General features: G+C 68.8%; 18 protein-coding genes. 3 read left to right on the top strand and 15 right to left on the bottom strand.

From position 1 onward, the window contains the following. Window position 1: 1 nt before the first annotated feature. The 6 genes from ACQ393_RS00920 to ACQ393_RS00895 all read right to left on the bottom strand — a co-directional run bounded on the left by ACQ393_RS00920 (window position 2) and on the right by ACQ393_RS00895 (window position 5,349). Entirely contained in the window at window positions 2-373 is a 372-nt protein-coding gene (locus ACQ393_RS00920) for a TIR domain-containing protein (RefSeq protein ID WP_430644931.1), read from the bottom strand. A gap of 118 nt (window positions 374-491) precedes the next feature. After that, entirely contained in the window at window positions 492-1,511 is a 1,020-nt protein-coding gene (nrdF, locus tag ACQ393_RS00915; RefSeq protein WP_430644930.1) for a class 1b ribonucleoside-diphosphate reductase subunit beta, read from the bottom strand. A 43-nt stretch (window positions 1,512-1,554) separates the two neighbouring features. Continuing rightward, window positions 1,555-3,660: a class 1b ribonucleoside-diphosphate reductase subunit alpha gene (nrdE, locus tag ACQ393_RS00910; protein WP_430644929.1), complete on the bottom strand. Its 2,106-nt coding sequence runs from the start codon at window positions 3,658-3,660 to the stop codon at window positions 1,555-1,557. Between the two features lie 35 nt (window positions 3,661-3,695). Continuing rightward, window positions 3,696-4,124: a class Ib ribonucleoside-diphosphate reductase assembly flavoprotein NrdI gene (nrdI, locus tag ACQ393_RS00905; RefSeq protein ID WP_430644928.1), complete on the bottom strand. Its 429-nt coding sequence runs from the start codon at window positions 4,122-4,124 to the stop codon at window positions 3,696-3,698. A 52-nt stretch (window positions 4,125-4,176) separates the two neighbouring features. Beyond that, a complete protein-coding gene (nrdH, locus tag ACQ393_RS00900) occupies window positions 4,177-4,410 on the bottom strand; it encodes a glutaredoxin-like protein NrdH (protein WP_154347074.1) in 234 nt (77 codons plus the stop codon). A gap of 537 nt (window positions 4,411-4,947) precedes the next feature. After that, window positions 4,948-5,349 (bottom strand): hypothetical protein, encoded by a 402-nt coding sequence (locus tag ACQ393_RS00895; protein WP_430644927.1) that lies wholly within the window; start codon window positions 5,347-5,349, stop codon window positions 4,948-4,950. A gap of 108 nt (window positions 5,350-5,457) precedes the next feature. On the opposite strand from ACQ393_RS00895, the gene ACQ393_RS00890 reads away from it, so the two are divergent. Beyond that, window positions 5,458-6,192, top strand: a complete 735-nt coding sequence (locus tag ACQ393_RS00890; protein WP_430644926.1) for an NYN domain-containing protein — start codon at window positions 5,458-5,460, stop codon at window positions 6,190-6,192. 130 nt (window positions 6,193-6,322) lie between these two features. Then, on the top strand, window positions 6,323-7,138 hold the full coding sequence (locus ACQ393_RS00885) for an alpha/beta fold hydrolase (protein ID WP_430644925.1): 816 nt from the start codon (window positions 6,323-6,325) through the stop codon (window positions 7,136-7,138). A 34-nt stretch (window positions 7,139-7,172) separates the two neighbouring features. Here ACQ393_RS00885 and ACQ393_RS00880 read toward each other — a convergent pair whose 3' ends face one another. The 7 genes from ACQ393_RS00880 to ACQ393_RS00850 all read right to left on the bottom strand — a co-directional run bounded on the left by ACQ393_RS00880 (window position 7,173) and on the right by ACQ393_RS00850 (window position 14,797). After that, complete coding sequence (locus ACQ393_RS00880) at window positions 7,173-7,643, bottom strand: SRPBCC family protein (protein WP_430644924.1); 471 nt, start codon at window positions 7,641-7,643, stop codon at window positions 7,173-7,175. Between the two features lie 40 nt (window positions 7,644-7,683). Further along, window positions 7,684-8,745: a LacI family DNA-binding transcriptional regulator gene (locus ACQ393_RS00875; protein WP_430644923.1), complete on the bottom strand. Its 1,062-nt coding sequence runs from the start codon at window positions 8,743-8,745 to the stop codon at window positions 7,684-7,686. Window positions 8,746-8,884: 139 nt separating this feature from the next. Continuing rightward, on the bottom strand, window positions 8,885-9,955 hold the full coding sequence (gene yjfF, locus ACQ393_RS00870) for a galactofuranose ABC transporter, permease protein YjfF (protein WP_430644922.1): 1,071 nt from the start codon (window positions 9,953-9,955) through the stop codon (window positions 8,885-8,887). Further along, a complete protein-coding gene (locus tag ACQ393_RS00865; RefSeq protein ID WP_430644921.1) occupies window positions 9,952-10,995 on the bottom strand; it encodes an ABC transporter permease in 1,044 nt (347 codons plus the stop codon). Before ACQ393_RS00865 ends, yjfF begins: the two co-directional genes overlap by 4 nt. Further along, a complete protein-coding gene (locus ACQ393_RS00860) occupies window positions 10,992-12,737 on the bottom strand; it encodes a sugar ABC transporter ATP-binding protein (RefSeq protein ID WP_430645330.1) in 1,746 nt (581 codons plus the stop codon). The genes ACQ393_RS00865 and ACQ393_RS00860 overlap by 4 nt, the downstream gene beginning before the upstream one ends. A 197-nt stretch (window positions 12,738-12,934) precedes the next feature. Further along, entirely contained in the window at window positions 12,935-13,918 is a 984-nt protein-coding gene (locus ACQ393_RS00855) for an ABC transporter substrate-binding protein (RefSeq protein ID WP_430644920.1), read from the bottom strand. Window positions 13,919-14,209: 291 nt separating this feature from the next. After that, a complete protein-coding gene (locus ACQ393_RS00850; RefSeq protein WP_430644919.1) occupies window positions 14,210-14,797 on the bottom strand; it encodes an HhH-GPD-type base excision DNA repair protein in 588 nt (195 codons plus the stop codon). A gap of 114 nt (window positions 14,798-14,911) precedes the next feature. Here ACQ393_RS00850 and ACQ393_RS00845 point away from each other — a divergent pair, with 114 nt between their 5' ends. Continuing rightward, entirely contained in the window at window positions 14,912-15,292 is a 381-nt protein-coding gene (locus ACQ393_RS00845; RefSeq protein ID WP_430644918.1) for a glyoxalase superfamily protein, read from the top strand. Here ACQ393_RS00845 and ACQ393_RS00840 read toward each other — a convergent pair. Beyond that, window positions 15,277-16,380, bottom strand: a complete 1,104-nt coding sequence (locus ACQ393_RS00840; RefSeq protein ID WP_430644917.1) for a LacI family DNA-binding transcriptional regulator — start codon at window positions 16,378-16,380, stop codon at window positions 15,277-15,279. The two genes, ACQ393_RS00845 and ACQ393_RS00840, sit on opposite strands and share 16 nt — an antisense overlap. An 11-nt stretch (window positions 16,381-16,391) precedes the next feature. Then, window positions 16,392-17,915 (bottom strand): L-arabinose isomerase, encoded by a 1,524-nt coding sequence (gene araA, locus ACQ393_RS00835; protein ID WP_430644916.1) that lies wholly within the window; start codon window positions 17,913-17,915, stop codon window positions 16,392-16,394. Window positions 17,916-17,965 lie beyond the last annotated feature (50 nt).

Genomic DNA, 17,965 nt, shown 5'->3' with positions numbered 1-17,965 from the left:
CCTACAGAGAATCAATGAACCCAGCGATGTTGGCGTCGCCCCATGCGTACGTCGACACACCCGGGATCTGGGTACGATCGTTAGAGTAAGCCCAGATCCCGCGGATCGGCTTCCCCTCTTCTTTCGCGCACTGAATCTCCCATTTCTGTCCGCTCGAGCTGAGCGAATTCTTACTGACGAGGACGATCACTCCGTGGGATCTCCGGATCCGGGTGCGCACTCGATCCTTCCAGTCCGAGTCGTACGGCTGCTTCACGGACATGTCGATGAACTCGAAGGGCGATCGGGGATGCAGCGACTGTCCCTTGAGAAGGTCGCGCTGGTGTTCGTCTTCGATCGCGAAGGCGACGAATACGGTCTTCTTGTCAGCCATTGGATGCCTTTCTAGGTTGTCGTGTGTTGCCGCGCAGAGGCATTATGCTCATCCGCACCACTAACGTTGCAGAAGTTCGCCAACGTGCAGAAGTGCGCCGTTGAGGTTGATCGCCCGATCAAAAATCCCAGTCCTCGTCCTCCGTGTTGACCGCCTTGCCGATCACGTACGACGAGCCCGAACCCGAGAAGAAGTCGTGGTTCTCGTCGGCGTTCGGCGAGAGCGAGGCGAGGATCGCCGGGTTCACGTCGGTGACCGAGGAGGGGAACATCGACTCGTAGCCGAGGTTCATGAGGGCCTTGTTGGCGTTGTAGTGCAGGAACTTCTTGACGTCCTCGGTGAGGCCGAGACCGTCGTAGAGGCTCTGCGTGTACTGCACCTCGTTGTCGTAGAGCTCGTAGAGCAGCGAGAACGTGTAGTCCTTGATCTCGTCGCGCTTGGCCTGGTTGACGAGCTCGAGTCCGCGCTGGAACTTGTAGCCGATGTAGTAGCCGTGCACGGCCTCGTCGCGGATGATGAGGCGGATCAGGTCGGCCGTGTTCGTCAGCTTTGCGCGCGACGACCAGTGCATCGGCAGGTAGAAGCCCGAGTAGAAGAGGAACGACTCGAGCAGCGTCGAGGCGACCTTCCGCTTCAGGGGCTCGTCGCCGCGGTAGTACTCCATCACGATGGAGGCCTTCTTCTGCAGGTGCTCGTTTTCGACCGACCAGCGGAACGCCTCGTCGATGTCCTTCGTCGAGCACAGCGTCGAGAAGATCGACGAGTAGCTCTTCGCGTGCACCGACTCCATGAACGCGATGTTCGTGTACACCGCCTCCTCGTGCGGGGTCAGCGAGTCGGGGATGAGCGAGACCGCGCCGACCGTGCCCTGGATGGTGTCGAGCAGCGTGAGACCGGTGAACACCCGCATCGTCGTGGTCTGCTCTTCGGGGGTCAGCTGGTTCCACGACTGCACGTCGTTCGACAGCGGCACCTTCTCGGGCAGCCAGAAGTTGTTCACCAGGCGGTTCCAGACCTCGAGGTCCTTGTCGTCCTGGATGCGGTTCCAGTTGATCGCGTTGACGTGGCTGACCAGCTTGACCGGCGTGGCGTGGGCCGGGTCGTTGGTGGCCGAGTTCACCGGGTCGGTGAGAGTCATCCGTTCATTCCTCTTCTCGAGTCATCCGTAATGTGAGAAATGCTCACAAAGTGCACGAGACGCACATTTCCAGCTCTGTGCCCTCGAGGGCCTGCTGGCGCAGCCGGATGTAGTAGATCGTCTTGATGCCCTTGCGCCAGGCGTAGATCTGGGCCTTGTTGATGTCGCGGGTCGTCGCGGTGTCCTTGAAGAACAGCGTGAGCGACAGGCCCTGGTCGACGTGCTGCGTCGCCGCGGCGTAGGTGTCGATGACCTTCTCGTAGCCGATCTCGTACGCATCCTCGTAGTACTCGAGGTTGTCGTTCGTCATGAACGGCGCCGGGTAGTAGACGCGGCCGAGCTTGCCTTCCTTGCGGATCTCGATCTTCGACGCGATCGGGTGGATCGACGACGTCGAGTTGTTGATGTACGAGATCGAGCCGGTCGGCGGCACCGCCTGCAGGTTCTGGTTGTAGATGCCGTGCTCCTGGATGGAGGCCTTCAGCTCCTGCCAGTCGTGCTGCGTCGGGATGTGCACGCCGGCGTCGGCGAAGAGCTCGATGACCCGAGCGGTCTGCGGCACCCACGCGGCATCCGTGTACTTGTCGAAGAACTCGCCCGACGCGTACTTCGAGTCGGCGAAGCCGTCGAAGGCCTCGCCGCGCTCGATCGCGATCTGGTTCGACGCGCGCAGCGCGTGGAAGAGCACCGTGTAGAAGTAGATGTTCGTGAAGTCGATGCCCTCTTCGCTGCCGTAGTGGATGCGCTCGCGGGCGAGGTAGCCGTGCAGGTTCATCTGGCCGAGGCCGATGGCGTGCGACTTGTCATTGCCGTCCTCGACGGAGCGCACCGACGAGATGTGCGACATGTTCGAGACGGCGGTGAGGCCGCGGATGGCGGTCTCCACCGTCTTGCCGAAGTCGGGCGAGTCCATCGACAGTGCGATGTTCATCGACCCGAGGTTGCAGGAGATGTCCTTGCCGATCTGGGCGTAGGAGAGGTCTTCGTTGTAGGTCGTCGGCGTGTTGACCTGGAGGATCTCGGAGCACAGGTTCGACATGTTGATCCGGCCCTTGATCGGGTTGGCCTTGTTCACCGTGTCCTCGAACACGATGTAGGGGTAGCCCGACTCGAACTGGATCTCGGCGATCGTCTGGAAGAACTCGCGCGCGTTGATCTTCGTCTTCTTGATGCGCGGGTCGTCGACCATCGCGCGGTAGTTCTCGGTGATCGGCACGTCGCCGAACGGCTTGCCGTATACGCGCTCGACGTCGTACGGCGAGAAGAGGTACATGTCCTCGTTGTTCTTCGCGAGCTCGAACGTGATGTCGGGCACGACGACGCCGAGGGAGAGCGTCTTGATGCGGATCTTCTCGTCGGCGTTCTCGCGCTTGGTGTCGAGGAACCGCATGATGTCGGGGTGGTGCGCCGACAGGTACACGGCACCCGCGCCCTGGCGCGCGCCCAGCTGGTTTGCGTACGAGAACGAGTCCTCGAGGAGCTTCATCACGGGGATGATGCCCGACGACTGGTTCTCGATCTGCTTGATGGGCGCACCCGACTCGCGGATGTTGCTGAGCAGCAGTGCCACGCCGCCGCCGCGCTTCGACAGCTGCAGCGACGAGTTGATGCCCCGCGAGATCGACTCCATGTTGTCTTCGATGCGGAGCAGGAAGCACGAGACGAGCTCGCCGCGCTGCGCCTTGCCCGTGTTGAGGAACGTCGGCGTCGCCGGCTGGAAGCGGCCGGAGATGATCTCCTCCACCAGCTCGGTCGCGAGCTGCTCGTCGCCCTGCGCGAGGCCGAGCGCGGTCATGACGACACGGTCTTCGAAGCGCTCGAGGTAGCGCTTGCCGTCGAAGGTCTTCAGCGTGTAGCTCGTGTAGTACTTGAACGCGCCGAGGAAGGTTTCGAAGCGGAACTTCTTCGAGTACGCCAGGTCGTTGAGCTTCTGGATGAACTCGAACGAGTACATGCCGAGCGTCTCGGGCTCGTAGTACTCCTTCTCGACGAGGTAGTCGAGGCGTTCCTTGAGGGAGTGGAAGAAGACCGTGTTCTGGTTGACGTGCTGCAGGAAGTACTCCCGCGCCGCCTCCTTGTCCTTCTCGAACTGGATCTTCCCGTCGGCGCTGTAGAGGTTCAGCATCGCGTTCAGGGCGTGGTAGTCCATGCCCGAGTTGCTCGAGCGCGGTGCGTCGATGACCGCTACGCCACTGTCGCCTGCGGCGCCTGCTGCTGCGTTGACCAAAATGCGTCCAATCCCTCGTCGACGGCGCGAACGTCGTCTGGTGTTCCGAATACTTCGAAGCGGTAGAGGTGCGGCACATGGCACTTGGCGGCGACGATGTCGCCGGCGAGGCCGTAGGCCGCACCGAAGTTGGTGTTTCCGGCGGCGATGACGCCGCGGATGAGTGCGCGGTTGTGCGGGTCGTTCAGGAACCTGATGACCTGCTTGGGCACGGCGCCCTTGCCGTTCCCTCCCCCGTAGGTCGGAACCACGAGGACGTACGGTTCGTCGGCGACGAGCGCGGCATCCTTCGCGTGCAGCGGGATGCGCGTCGCCGGCCGTCCGAGCTTCTCGACGAAGCGTGCGGTGTTGCCCGACACACTCGAGAAGTAGATGAGGTTCGTCATGACTGCTCCAGGTCGTGCATCTCGACCCCCCGGTCGATGCGCCCGGGAGCCGTTACGCGAGCCGAGAGGCCAGCTCGTCGATCTTGTCGGGTCGGAAGCCCGACCAGTGACCTTCGTCGGTGATGACGACCGGGGCCTGCAGGTAGCCGAGCTCCTTGACCGCGGCGAGGGCGGTCTCGTCCTGCGACAGGTCGAGCACCTCGTACTCGATGCCCTTGCTGTCGAGGGCGCGGTACGTGGCGTTGCACTGGACGCAGGAAGGCTTGGTGTAGACCGTGACCGTCATCTCTGTGACCCCTCTTTCTCAGGCTCCTGGAGGAGCCGTTCCCCCGGTGTTGCTTCGACTCATCGATACTACATCTTGTGTCTGGGCAATTGCACGACCACAAGATGATGTAGTTACATCCGTGTAGTTTTCCACCGCGTTCTCCACCGTTCACTCACAGGCCGAAGCCGGTCTGATCGGCGGATTTCCGCGGTTCGGATTCGGGTTCTCCACAGGCCTGCTCATCTGTGCAGAGCCGGCCTGTGAATGGATGTCGGGCGTGTCGTCGGCGTGTCGCCCGCGCATCACGCCGGCACGGGGCATCCGCACCGCCCTCGCGACGGTGCCGCGACCCCCGCTGTCGACGGCTTCACGCGACATACCGGCTCCCCCGACCCGACATCTGGCCCTCATCGGCCCGCCAACCACAAGATGTGGTGGCGTCCGCTGGTAATGCTGCCACCACCCACCGACATTCCAGTGACGGATGCCGCGGCGCGTCGCGGCGGATTCGGAGAAGTCGTCCGCCTCGGTGCGCGGCAGCGCCTGCCGCGCCGCTCAGGCCAGCGTGAGGCCCGAGACCTCGAGCAGCAGCAGCGCGGCCACCACGAACGTCAGGCCCGTGTAAAAGAGGTCCTCGATCCAATCGAAGAGGCCCGGCTTGCGGGCGAGCATCATCGTCGGGTTGTAGTAGAACACCGAGGCGATGATCACCAGGACGGCGAAGACCAGCCCGACCCACGCCGCGAACGGGACGCCGAGGAACAGCAGGATGACGACCACCGTCGCGAGCACGTACAGCCAGAGCCCGCTGACGAACGAGCGCATCGAGTCGTACTTCGACACGCCGGACTTCGCGGTCGCCCGCCACAGCTCGTACAGCAGCGAGAGGGTGAACGAGACGACCAGCACCCAGGCGGCGATGGATTCCAGCAGCGTCGGGTGGGTCGGTGCGTCCATGGGGCACTCCTCCGGGTCGCGTGGCGGGAGTGCCACGATGTGGTCACGCTAGCGACTCGCTGCGTGCCGGGGAAGATCGGCGACCTGGTCGGCTGCAATGCTGGGCGGATGGCGCAGCCGAACGAACTCCTCGCCGTCCTCATCGACGCCGACAATGTCCCGCCGTCGAAGATCGGCGCGGTCCTCTCCGAAGTGGCGGGCTTCGGCACGGCATCGGTGAAGCGGGTGTACGGCGACTGGACGAGGCCCAACCTCAGCAGCTGGAAGACGGTCGCGAGTGAGCACGTCATCCAGCCGATGCAGCAGTTCGCGAACACGGTCGGCAAGAACGCGACCGACAGCGCGCTGATCATCGATGCGATGGACCTGCTCTACACGCGACGGTTCCACGCGTTCTGCATCGTGTCATCCGACAGCGACTTCACGCGTCTGGCGTCGCGCATCCGCGAAGAGGGCGTCACCGTGTACGGGTTCGGAGAGCGGAAGACGCCCGAAGCGTTCCGCAACGCCTGCGATCGGTTCACCTACCTCGAAGTACTCGACGAGCCGGCGGCGGAGACCACGTCCCCGACTCCGACGCGCGTACCGCCTCCGAGGCTCCGCAGCGACACCAAGCTCGTCTCCGGCCTGCGCGCGAGCGTCGGGGCGGCATCGCAGGAGGACGGGTGGGCGAACCTCGCCGCGGTGGGCCACGTGATCCGGAACCAGCAGCCCGACTTCGACTCACGCAACTGGGGCTACGCGAAGCTCTCCGACCTGGTGCGCGCGACGGACCTGTTCATCGTCGAGGCTGCGAACGGCGGCGGCGTGAAGGTGCGGGACAAGCGGAAGAACGGCGACTGAGCCCGACTCGCGCGGGATACGAGCTGGCCTCGTGCCATCCCTCGGCCCCCTATCGCACGCCGCCCGACCGGGCTAGCCTGACGACGGACCCCGTACCCCGACGCAGCCCACCCTGCGAAGGAAGGACCCAATGTCCCACACCGTCATCTCGCACGACGGCGCCTCGATCGCCTACGACCGCGAGGGCGAGGGCCCTCCGGTGATCCTCGTCGGCGGCGCGTTCCAGTTCCGCGCCTTCGACCCGACCACGAAGCAGCTCGCAACGCTGCTCGCCAAGCGCGGCTACACGGTCGTCAACTACGACCGGCGCGGACGCGGCGAGAGCGCGCACGACGTGCCGATGGGCCTGCACGAGACGCTCGCCGACCTGCGGGCGATCGTCGCGGAACTGCAGCGGATCCACGAACTCGGCGAGGGGGTCGCCCTGTTCGGCAACTCGTCGGGTGGGGCGATCGCGCTCGCGGCCGCCGCGCACGGCCTGCCCGTGACCGCGATCGTCGGCTTCGAGGTGCCGATCGGCGCCGAGCAGGGGGCGGATGGCGCGGAATTCCTCGCCGGCATCCGCGACCGTATCGCGGGCGACGACCCCGACGCGGTCGTCGAGTACTTCATGAAGGACATGCCCACCGAGTGGATGGACCAGGCGAAGGCGAGCCCGTCATGGCCGCTCATGGTGCGCATCGGGCCGAGCCTCGAGGCGGATGCCGAGTCCCTCGCCTGGGCGCAGTCCGCGCCGCACGCCGAGCTGCTCGGGTCGATCCAGGCGCCGACGCTCGTGCTCGTCGGCGAGCAGACCCTCGACGAGATGTCGCCGGCGGCCGACGCCATCGTCGCCGCGATGCCGAACGCCGAGCGCGGAACGGTGCCGGCCGTGCAGCACTCCTGGCAGCCCGAGGACATGGCCGCGCGCATCGCCGGCTTCCTCGACGAGCACGTGCCGCGCTGAAGGCGATGTCGCCCACCGGCGGGCCGCCGGTGGGTCAGGCCGCACGCGCGAACGACGCCTGCAGGGCGTCGACCGTCGTCCTGCGCTCCCGCAGGGCGATGCGTCGCCACAGCGGCATGCCGATGCGGCTGACGCCGTGGGCCCGGAGGGCCGCGAAGTGCCGGACCAGCGTCGTGCTCGCGTCGACGGCTCCCAGGGCGTACCCCGGCCAGCCCTCGATCGAGATGCGGCCGCTCCTACCCGGATCCCACCAGTGGAACACCACTCGCGTCGGCGGATCGAACTCGACGATCTCGCCCGGCGTCGGCCCGGTCGTCGTCTGGTCGAGAAAGGTCGTTCCGAGGGCCGGCTCACCGGGTGACGTCTGCTCGGTGCGCCTCAGGATGCTGCCCTTCACGGGCATCCACTCGGCGTAGCCCGCGAAGTCGATCAGGCGCCCGAATACCTCGTCGATCGGCGCCGGGATGACGCGGACGAGTTCGAAGCGGAGCGTGGTCGACCCCACCTCCCGCATTCTGCTCCGACCGCGCGGCGCTGTCCACCGGCTAGGACGAGACCGTCGTCCGCGCCCCCGCGGCATCCGACGCGGCACCCGACCCGCCCGGCGGGGCCGTGCTCGCCCGCACCACCAGGTCGGGCACGCGGGGCGCCGGCATCCGGTCGTCGTCGCTCAGGACGGCGAGCACGCCGACCATGGCGTCGCGGCCGAGCTCGACGAAGCCCTGGCGGACGGTCGTGAGCGGCGGCGCGAAGAACTCGGCCTCGGGGATGTCGTCGAAGCCGACGACGCTCACGTCGCCCGGCACCGAGCGGCCCGCCTCGGCGAGCGCGTGCATGACGCCGAGCGCCATCTGGTCGTTCGAGACGAAGACGGCGGTCATCTCGCGATCCTCGGCGAGCGCGCGGCCATGCACGTAGCCGCTGCCCGGCGACCAGTCCCCGACGAGCGGTTCACGCGCAGGCAGGCCGTGCTCGCCCAGCACGGTGGCCCAGCCGCGCACGCGCTCCGCGGCATCCATCGCGTCGGTCGGGCCGGCGACGTGCCGGATGTTCCGGTGCCCGAGCCCGATGAGGTGCTCGACCGCGAGCCGGGCGCCCGCGACCTGGTCGAGCCACACGCGGTGCATCGAGCCCCGGTCCTCGGATGCCACGGCCACGACGGGCACGCCGAGCTCGATGCCATCGAGGGCGTCGAGGGCCGCGCGCTGCGCGGCGATGAGCACGATCGCCTCGACGTTCTGGCGCACGAGGAGTTCTGCCGTGGAGCGCATGCTCGCGGCATCCGTCTCGAGCATGCTCGCCGTGATGACGGAGTAGCGCGCATCGCGCGCGGCCTCGTTGAAGTGCAGCGCGGTGCTCGAGGGGCCGTAGTCGGGCGCGCCGGTGACGATCAGCCCGACCGTGCGGGTGCGGCGCGTGACCAGCGCACGGGCGGCGGGCGAGGGCACGTACCGGAGCTGCTTGATCGCCTGCTCGACGCGGGCCCGGGTCGCGGGCCGCACGTTCGGCAGGTCGTTGAGCACGCGCGAGACGGTCTGGTGCGACACTCCGGCGAGCCGTGCCACGTCGAAGATCGTCGCGGCCCTGGCCTTCTCGTCGTCGCCCACTCGCCGTCCGGCTCCCTGCCCCGCGCCCGATGCGCGCTCGTTCCCCGCCATCATCCCATCGACCCGTTCCGGACCGGGGAGGCTTCCGTCCCCCCGACCGGGGCGCGGGGCCGCGGTCGGGGCGACGGATGCCTCGCCCTCATCGTCTCCTGGCCGTCAGCACCTTCTGCAGGATGATGAACACGAGCAGCAGCGCGCCGATGAAGATCTTCGTCCACCACGACGAGAGCGTGCCCTCGAAGGTGATGATCGTCTGGATCACGCCGAGCACGAGCACGCCGAGCACCGAGCCGAGCACGAACCCGTAGCCGCCCGTCAGCAGCGTGCCGCCGATGACGACCGCCGCGATCGCGTCGAGCTCGGTGCCGATCGCCGTGAGCGGATAACCCGAGAGCGTGTAGAAGGTGAACAGCACGCCGGCCAGGCCCGAGCAGAAGCCCGAGATCACGTAGACCAGCACCTTGGTGCGCGCCACCGGCAGGCCCATGAGCAGACCGGATGTCTCGCCGCCGCCGATCGCGTACACCGTGCGGCCGAAGCGGGTGCCGTGCAGCACCCACACGGCGATCGCGACGACGACGAGCGCGATGATCACGCTCGGGGTGATCGAGAGGCCCGGCCCCAGCGGGATGCGCGAGACCGCGAGCTGGATGAACGTCGGGTCGGTGATCGAGATCGACGACTGGCTGATCACGTAGCAGAGCCCGCGCGCCAGGAACATCGCCGCGAGGGTCGCGATGAACGGCTGCACCTTGAACACGTGGATCATGAGGCCGACGAGGAGGCCCAGGATGCTCGTGAGCACCAGGATCAGCGGGATCACGACCGCCGGGGACCATCCGGTCTGCAGCAGGCTCGCGGCGATCATGCCCGACAGGGCGACGACCGCGCCGACCGAGAGGTCGATGCCGCCCGTCAGGATCACGAACGTCATGCCGACCGCGAGCACGATGAGGTACGCGTTGTCGACGAACAGGTTGAGGAACACCTGGCCCGAGAAGAAGCCGCGGTAGCGGACGCCGCCGATCACGAAGATCGCGACGAACAGCAGGCCGGTGACCGTGACGGGGCCGTACTTCGGGCTCGTGAGCAGGCCGAGCGCGGCCGCGAGCGGGCTGCGCCGACGGTTCCCCGACGGGCCGGCGGGGCCGCTGCCCCGGCGGGGGCGCGTCGGTCGGTTCGTCGTGGGTGCCTCGAGGATCTCGGTCATGATGCGGCGACCCCCTTCCCGGATCGGACGGCGAGCCGTCGTCGGAACCCGCTCAGCGCGTCGGCCGTCGTGGGCGACTGGAGCAGGCACACGGCGGTGACCACCGCGGCCTTGAAGACCATGGTGGCGATCGGCGGGATGCCGACCGTGTAGACGGTGGTGACGAGCGTCTGGATGACGAGCGCCCCGACGAGCGTGCCGACGAGCGAGTAGCGTCCACCCGCGAGGGACGTGCCGCCGATGACGACCGCGAGGATCGCGTCGAGCTCGATGAAGAGGCCGGTGTTGTTCGCGTCGGCCGCCGCGGTGTTCGCCGTGAGGATGAGCCCGGCGATCGCCGCGCACAGCGCGCAGAACGTGTAGACCGCGAAGAGCAGCCCCCTCGCGCGCACGCCGGCCTGGCGGCTCGCCTCCGGGTTGATGCCGACCGATTCGATGAACATGCCGAGCGCCGTGCGGCGCGTGAGCAGCGCCGCGACGCCGAACACGACGGCCGCGATGATCACCGCCACCGGCACGCCCAGCCAGAATCCCGAGCCGAGGAACTTGAACGGCGGGCTGTTCACCGTGAGGATCTGCCCCTCGGTGATGAGCATTGCCATCCCCCGGCCCGCGGTCATCAGGATCAGCGTCGCGATGATCGGCTGGATGCCGAGGACCGCAACGAGGAACCCGTTCCACACGCCGAGCACCAGTGAGATGAGGAGCGCGACCGACACGGCGACGGCGACGGTCGCGAGGCTGCCCGGGTTCGGCGAGCCGAGGATGATCGAGCAGGCGACCGCGCCCGAGATCGCCGCGACCGCGCCGACCGAGAGGTCGATGCCGCGCGTGGCGATCACGAGCGTCATGCCGACGGCGATGATGAGCGTCGGCGCGCCGTTGCGCAGGATGTCGATGAGGCTGCCGAACAGCTGCCCGTCGCGGACCGTGATCTCGAAGAACCCGGGGAACGCGACGAGGTTGATCGCGAACAGCACGAGCAGCATGACGACCGGCCAGAACAGCCGGCTCGACGCCATCTTGGCGAGCGCGCTCACGAGCGGTCTCCTTCGGGGGTGGGGGCGGAGGGTTCGGAGGGATCGGCGGGCACTTCGGCGCCGCGGTCGGCCGCCGAGAGGTCAGGGGCGGATGCCGCGTGGCCGGCGCCCGCGACGACCGCCACGGCCGGCGTGCGCTCGTCGAGCGCCTCGTCGTCGGAGGCGACGCGCCCGTCGGCGATGAGCGCGAGCAGCGCGTCGACCGTCAGCCCGTCGTTCTCGAGGTCGGCGACGACCGAGCGGTCGCGGAGCACCGCGACGCGGTGGCTGAGCCGCAGCACCTCTTCCAGCTCGGCCGAGATGAACAGCACGCTCATGCCGTTCTCGGCGAGGTTGAAGACGAGCTTCTGGATCTCGGCCTTCGCCCCGACGTCGATGCCGCGCGTCGGCTCGTCGAGGATCAGCAGGCGGGGTGCGATCGCGAGCCACCGGGCCAGCAGCACCTTCTGCTGGTTGCCGCCCGAGAGGTTGCGCACGAGCGCGTCGGGGTTGCCGGGCCGGATGTTGAGGGCCTGGATATAGGACTGCGCGAGCTCGTCCTGCTTCTTCTTCGGGATCGGGCGCATCCAGCCCCGGTCGGCCTGCAGCGCGAGCACGATGTTGTCGCGCACGGTGAGGTCGCCGACGATGCCCTCGTCGCGGCGGTTCTCCGACGAGAACGCGATGCGCTTCGAGATCGCCTGCCGCGGGGTGCGGAGCCGTACCTGCTCGCCGCCGATCGTGAGCTCGCCCGTGTCGGCGCGGTCGATGCCGCCGAGGAGGCGCGCGAGCTCGGTGCGGCCCGAGCCGAGCAGGCCCGCGAGCCCGACGACCTCGCCCGCCGCGATCGGCAGGTCGGCCGGGGAGATCGCCCCGCGACGGCCGAGCTGCGACGCCGAGACGAAGGTCGCGGCATCCGTCTCGTCGACGACCGCGGCGCGTGCCCGATGCTCGAGGTCGTCGAGCGCGGTGAGCTCCTTGCCGATCATCTTCTGCACGAGGTCGATGCGCAGCAGCTCGTCGGTGAGGTACTCGCCGACCAGCTTGCCGTTGCGGAGCACGGTGAGCCGGTCGCAGATCTCGTACACCTGGTCGAGGAAGTGCGAGACGAAGAGGATGGCGACGCCCTGCTCCTTCAGCGAGCGGATGACGCGGAACAGCTCGGCCACCTCGTCGGCGTCGAGACTCGACGTCGGCTCGTCGAGGATCAGGACCTTGGCGTTCACGTCGATCGCCCGGGCGATCGCGATGAGCTGCTGCACGGCGAGCGAGTGGTCGCCGAGCAGCGAGCCCGGGTCGACGTCGAGGTGCAGGCCCGAGAGCAGCTCGGCGCTGCGTCGGCGCATCGCGCGCCAGTCGATGCCGCCGAAGCGTCGCGGTTCGCGGCCGAGCATGATGTTCTCGGCCACGGACAGGTTCGGGAGGAGGTTGACCTCCTGGTAGACCGTGGAGATGCCGGCCGCCTGCGCCTGCGCCGGCCCCGAGAAGGAGACCTGCTGCCCGGCGAGGGTGATCGTGCCGGCATCGATGCCGTAGACGCCGGTCAGCGCCTTGATGAGCGTCGACTTGCCGGCGCCGTTCTCGCCCATGAGCGAGTGCACCTCGCCGGGGAACATGCGGAAGTCGACGCCGTCGAGGGCCTTCACGCCCGGGAAGCCGATCGAGATGCCGCGCATCTCGACGACCGGGGCCGGGGCCGTCGCCGTGGGCGAGGCCGGTGGCGACGCGGCGGGTTCGGTCTGCTGGGTCACGGTGCTCTCCATCGAGTCCGCGAGCGGATGCGGCATCCGCTCGTCTGCGCCTGGCGGCGCCGGGGCGCCGGTTCAGCGGCGGGACGTCCGGCCGGACGCCCGGTCGCCGGTTCGGCGGCGGGTGGGACGAGGGTACCGGGTGCGCGGCATGGACGACCGCGCACCCGGCTGGGCCGGCGGGCGCCGCTCGGGGCTCCCGCCGGTCCGGGTCAGTACTGGCGCGTCGGCAGGGCCTCGATCGCCTCTTCCTGCGTGAAGGTGGTCTCCTCGGTGATGATGCGCTTCTCGGGCGTCTCACCCTCGTTGATCTGCTTCACGATGTCGACGAGCTGCGCGCCCAGGAGCGGCGAGCACTCGACGATGAAGTTGATCTTGCCGTCGGCGAGGGCCTGCATGCCGTCCTTGACCGCATCGACCGTGACGATCTTGATGTCCTCGCCCGGAACCAGGCCGGCCGCCTCGATCGCCTCGATCGCGCCGAGGCCCATGTCGTCGTTGTGCGCGTAGATGAGGTCGACATCGGGGTTCGACTTCAGCAGCGCCTCGGTGACCTGCTTGCCGCCCGCACGCGTGAAGTCGCCGGTCTGGCTGGCGACGACCTCGAGGTTCGGGTTCGCGGAGATGACCTCGGCGAAGCCCTCGGCGCGGTCGATCGCGGGCGCGGCGCCCGTGGTGCCCTCGAGCTGGATGATCTGGACGGGCTCGGTCGTGTCGGCGTACTCGTCGAGCACCCACTGGCCGGCCTTCTCGCCCTCCTCGACGAAGTCGGAGCCGAGGAAGCTGACGTACAGCGAATCGTCCTGCGAGTCGACCGCGCGGTCGGTGAGCACCACGGGGATGCCGGCGGCCTTCGCCTCGTTGAGCACGGCGTCCCAGCCGGTCTCGACGACGGGCGAGAACGCGATGACGTCGACCTGCTGCTGGATGTACGAGCGGATCGCCTTGATCTGGTTCTCCTGCTTCTGCTGCGCGTCGGAGAACTTGAGCTCGATGCCCGCCTCCTCGAAGGACGCCTGGATGTCCTTCGTGTTCGCGGTGCGCCAACCCGACTCGGCGCCGACCTGCGCGAACCCGACCACGAGCTCGTCGAGCGGCTTGGGACCCTCCGCCGAGGCGTCTCCGCCACTGGCGCATCCGGTGAGGGCGAGGAGCATCGCGCCGGAGACGGCCGCGATGCCGATGAGCTTCTTCATCAGCTGGAACCTCCTTGTTCACTGCCGGCGTCTGGGGCTGCTGCGTCTCGGTGCGCCGGGCGGCCGGTTCATTCGGGCCGCGTCGAAATGTTAGCGCTCACAAGTGAGCGCTCACAAGTGCGAGTTCGGTAACGGATGCATCACGGCGCCACGGCCCCAGCTCTCGTTGCTGAATTCGCTGATCGCGGCGCTTTTCCGGCGCCCTGCATCCGGCCGCGGCCGTCCGCTCGCACTGCGTGGACCCCGAAATGTGATCGCTCATCCGGAGCCGGCGCCCGCGCCGTCCGGCCGCTACTGCTTGGCTGCCTTCGCGGCGGCCTTCGCCGCCTGCTTCGTGGCGCGGACCTTCGCGAGCGACTCGGGGTCGACGATGTCGGCGACCGAGGAGTACGACCCCTCGTCGCCGTAGTGACCGGCGGCGGCGCGCCATCCGTTCGCCTCGAGCCCGCACTGCTTGCCGAGCAGGGCGAGGAAGATCTTCGCCTTCTGCTCGCCGAAGCCGGGCAGCGCCTTCAGGCGCTTGAGGATCTCGGCGCCGTCGGGGTCGCCCTGCGTCCAGATCGCGGCGGCGTCGCCGCCCCAGTCGTCGCGCACGGCGGCGGCGAGCGCCTGGACACGTCCGGCCATCGAACCCGGGTAGCGGTGCACGGCCGGCGACTGCTTGAACGCCTCGACGAACCGATCGGGGTCGACGGCCGCGATCGCCGCGGGCTCGATCGTGCCGACCCGGTCGCGGATCTTCGCCGGCCCCGCGAACGCCGTCTCCATCGCGACCTGCTGGTCGAGCAGCATGCCCGTGAGCAGCGCGAACGCATCAATGCTCAGGAGCTCGTCGGCGGCGGCATCCCCGGTGATGTTGAGCGTGGTCATGGGGTCCATCCTCCCACCGCGACATCCGCTGCATTCCGGACAGGAACTGACCGCATGGCACGGGACACTGAGCGAGTCAGCCCAGCCGGGGCACCCGCCGCCGGCCCGAACAGGAGGACCACCATGGACTGGAAGATCGAGCTCATCCACGTACCCGTCACCGACGTCGACCGGGCGAAGTCGTTCTACGTCGACAAGCTCGGCTTCAACGCCGACCACGACCAGCGCGTCAGCGACGACCTGCGCTTCGTGCAACTCACCCCGCCCGGGTCGGCATGCTCGATCGCCTTCGGCGAGGGCCTCGGCAACACCCTCGAGCCGGGATCGCTCGACGTCATCCAGGTCGTGATCGCCGACGCCGACGCCGCGCTCGCCGAGTTGCGCGCCAAGGGCGTCGAGTGCGAGGGCGTCGACGAGCAGGCCTGGGGCCGCTTCATCACGCTCGCCGACCCCGACGGCAACCGCTGGACGCTCCAGGAGCTGCCCGCCTACTCGGCCGCCTGACGAACGGTCGGCGGCGCCGAGCTCGCGCGCACGACGAGCTCGGGTACGCGCGACGTGCGATCGGGCGCGGCCGCCTCGTCGCGGAGCACGTCGGCGACGGTCGCCATGATGTCGCGGCCGAGGGAGTCGAAATCCTGCCGGACGGTCGTGAGCGGCGGGGTGAAGAACGCGGCCTCGGGGATGTCGTCGAAGCCGACGACGCTGAGCTCGTCCGGCACCGCGACGCCCACCTCATGGCAGGCGTGCAGCACGCCGAGCGACATCTGGTCGTTGCCGACGAACACGGCGGTCGCCCAGCGCTCAGCGAGCACGCGGCGGCCCGCCGCGTGGCCGGACGCCGCGAGCCAGTCCCCCGCGATCGGCTCGCGCACCTCGAGACCGTGCGCTTCGAGCGCGACGGCGAAGCCGCGGCGGCGTTCTGCGGCGTCCATCGAGTCGGCCGGACCGCTGACGTGCGCGATGCGGCGGTGACCGAGCCCGATGAGGTGCTCGGTCGCGAGCCGGGCGCCGGCGGCCTGGTCGAACGAGACGCGGTGCATGCCCGGCTCGACCTCGGATGCCACGGCCACGACGGGCACGCCCGCATCGATGCCGCGCAGCACGTCGATGCCCTCGCGCTCGCCCGAGATCAGCACGATGGCCTCGACCCGCTGCAGCACGAGCCGGTGCACGGCCTGCGTGAGCACGTCGGCGTCGAGCGTGCGCATGCTCGCCTGGCTGACCGCGTACCCCGCTTCGCGGGCGGCCTCGTTGAATCCGAGCGCGGCGCTCGAGGGGCCGTAGTCGGGGCGCCCGGCCTGGATCAGCCCGATCGAGCCCGACCGCCGCTGCGCCATGGCCCGGGCCGTCGGCGAGGGCGTGTAGTTCAGTGCGGCGATCGACTCGCGCACGCGCTCGCGCGTGGCGGCGGCGACCCCGGGCAGGTCGTTGAGCACCCGCGAGACGGTCTGGTGCGAGACACCCGCGTGCCGCGCGACGTCGAACATCGTCGGCACGCCGGTCGACTCGAGGCCCCCCGACGAGCCCGGAGCGCCGGACACCCCGCCCGGGCCGTCGCCGACCCGCGCTGAGGCATCCGCACCGCTCACGGAGCCCTCCTTCAGAGGCCCTGCGCCAGACGGTAGTACGCCTGGTTCCACCGGACCTCGCGCTGGAACTCGCGCAGCTCGGTACCCTCGTCGATCACGAGGAGCTCGACCCGCGCCATCTCCGCGAAGTCGCGGAACACGTCGACGCCGACGGCCGTCGACATGACGGTGTGGTGCGCGGCGCCGGCCGTGAGCCACGCCGCGGCCGAGGTCTGGAAGTCGGGGGCGGGCTTCCAGATCGCGCGGCCGACGGGCAGCTTCGGCAGCGGCTCGCGCGGCGCGACGTTCTCGACGACGTTCGCGGTGAGGCGGAACCGGTCGCGCATGTCGGACAGCGCGACGACGACCGCGGGGCCGGGGTCGGCAGTGAAGACCAGGCGCACCGGATCCTCCTTGCCGCCGATCCCGAGCGGGTGGATCTCGAGCGACGGCTTCGACGTGGTGATCGACGGGGCGACCTCGAGCATGTGCGCACCGAGGATCAGCTCGTCGCCGGGGGTCAGGTCGTACGTGTAGTCCTCCATGAGGGTCGCGCCGCCGGGCAGGCCCGCGCCCATCACGTTCGCGACGCGCACGAGGATCGCGGTCTTCCAGTCGCCCTCGGCGCCGAAGCCGTAGCCCTCGGCCTGGAGGCGCTGCACCGCGAGCCCCGGAAGCTGGCGAAGCGCCCCGAGGTCCTCGAACGAGGTCGTGAAGGCGCCGAAGCCGCCCTCCTCGAGGAACGAGCGCAGCCCGATCTCGATCGCCGCGCCGTAGCGCAGCGACTCGTGCCGCTCGCCGCCGCGCCGCAGCTCCGGCGCGACGTCGTAGTCCGCCTCGTAGACCGCGACGAGCGCGTCGATGTCGGCGTCGGATGCCGCGTGCACGGCCTCCGCGAGCTCGTTGACGCCCCACGTGTTGACCTGCACGCCGAACCGCAGCTCGGCCTCGGTCTTGTCGCCCTCGGTGACGGCGACGTAGCGCATGTTGTCGCCGAAGCGCGCGAGCTTCAGGCTTCGCGCCGCCGCGAGGCCGGCCGCCGCCCGCTGCCACGTGCCGAGCTCGCGCTGCACGCGCGGGTCGGAGGCGTGCCCGACGATCGTCTTCCGCGGCACGCCGAGCCGGGTCTGGATGTACCCGAACTCGCGGTCGCCGTGCGCCGCCTGGTTGAGGTTCATGAAGTCGAAGTCGATGTCGCCCCAGGGCAGCTCGATGTTCGCCTGCGTGTGCAGGTGCGCGAGCGGCTTCTGCAGCGCGTCGAGGCCGGCGATCCACATCTTCGCGGGGCTGAACGTGTGCATCCACGCGACGACGCCGATCACGTTCGGCGCGGCGTTCGCCTCGAGCGCGACCTGCTTGATCGCGGCCGAGTCGGTGAGCACGGGCTTCCAGACGACCTTCACGGGCACGTCGGATGCCGCGTCGAGCGCCTCGGCGATGGTGCGCGACTGGTCGGCGACCTGCGCCAAAGTCTCGGGCCCGTAGAGGTGCTGGCTCCCGGTGAGGAACCAGACCTCGTAGCCGTCGAGCGAGGTGGTGAGCGGGGTGCGGGTCATGTGCGTGTCCTTCTGGTGCTGGGTTCGTGTTCGGTGAGCGGATGCCTCGG

This window comes from Agromyces sp. GXS1127, from assembly GCF_050565425.1.
Taxonomy (GTDB): domain Bacteria; phylum Actinomycetota; class Actinomycetes; order Actinomycetales; family Microbacteriaceae; genus Agromyces.
This window is presented reverse-complemented; position numbering and strand designations above follow the sequence as displayed.

Bases quoted from the DNA above. Each gene is read 5' to 3' on its own strand.
- araA (WP_430644916.1), bottom strand. From the start codon at position 17,915: ATGACCCGCACCCCGCTCACCACCTCGCTCGACGGCTACGAGGTCTGG.
- yjfF (WP_430644922.1), bottom strand. From the start codon at position 9,955: ATGACCGAGATCCTCGAGGCACCCACGACGAACCGACCGACGCGCCCC.
- ACQ393_RS00860 (WP_430645330.1), bottom strand. From the start codon at position 12,737: ATGGAGAGCACCGTGACCCAGCAGACCGAACCCGCCGCGTCGCCACCG.
- ACQ393_RS00920 (WP_430644931.1), bottom strand. From the start codon at position 373: ATGGCTGACAAGAAGACCGTATTCGTCGCCTTCGCGATCGAAGACGAA.
- nrdI (WP_430644928.1), bottom strand. From the start codon at position 4,124: ATGACGAACCTCATCTACTTCTCGAGTGTGTCGGGCAACACCGCACGC.
- ACQ393_RS00855 (WP_430644920.1), bottom strand. From the start codon at position 13,918: ATGAAGAAGCTCATCGGCATCGCGGCCGTCTCCGGCGCGATGCTCCTC.
- ACQ393_RS00885 (WP_430644925.1), top strand. From the start codon at position 6,323: ATGTCCCACACCGTCATCTCGCACGACGGCGCCTCGATCGCCTACGAC.
- nrdF (WP_430644930.1), bottom strand. From the start codon at position 1,511: ATGACTCTCACCGACCCGGTGAACTCGGCCACCAACGACCCGGCCCAC.
- ACQ393_RS00845 (WP_430644918.1), top strand. From the start codon at position 14,912: ATGGACTGGAAGATCGAGCTCATCCACGTACCCGTCACCGACGTCGAC.
- ACQ393_RS00850 (WP_430644919.1), bottom strand. From the start codon at position 14,797: ATGGACCCCATGACCACGCTCAACATCACCGGGGATGCCGCCGCCGAC.
- ACQ393_RS00890 (WP_430644926.1), top strand. From the start codon at position 5,458: ATGGCGCAGCCGAACGAACTCCTCGCCGTCCTCATCGACGCCGACAAT.
- nrdE (WP_430644929.1), bottom strand. From the start codon at position 3,660: ATGGACTACCACGCCCTGAACGCGATGCTGAACCTCTACAGCGCCGAC.
- ACQ393_RS00895 (WP_430644927.1), bottom strand. From the start codon at position 5,349: ATGGACGCACCGACCCACCCGACGCTGCTGGAATCCATCGCCGCCTGG.
- nrdH (WP_154347074.1), bottom strand. From the start codon at position 4,410: ATGACGGTCACGGTCTACACCAAGCCTTCCTGCGTCCAGTGCAACGCC.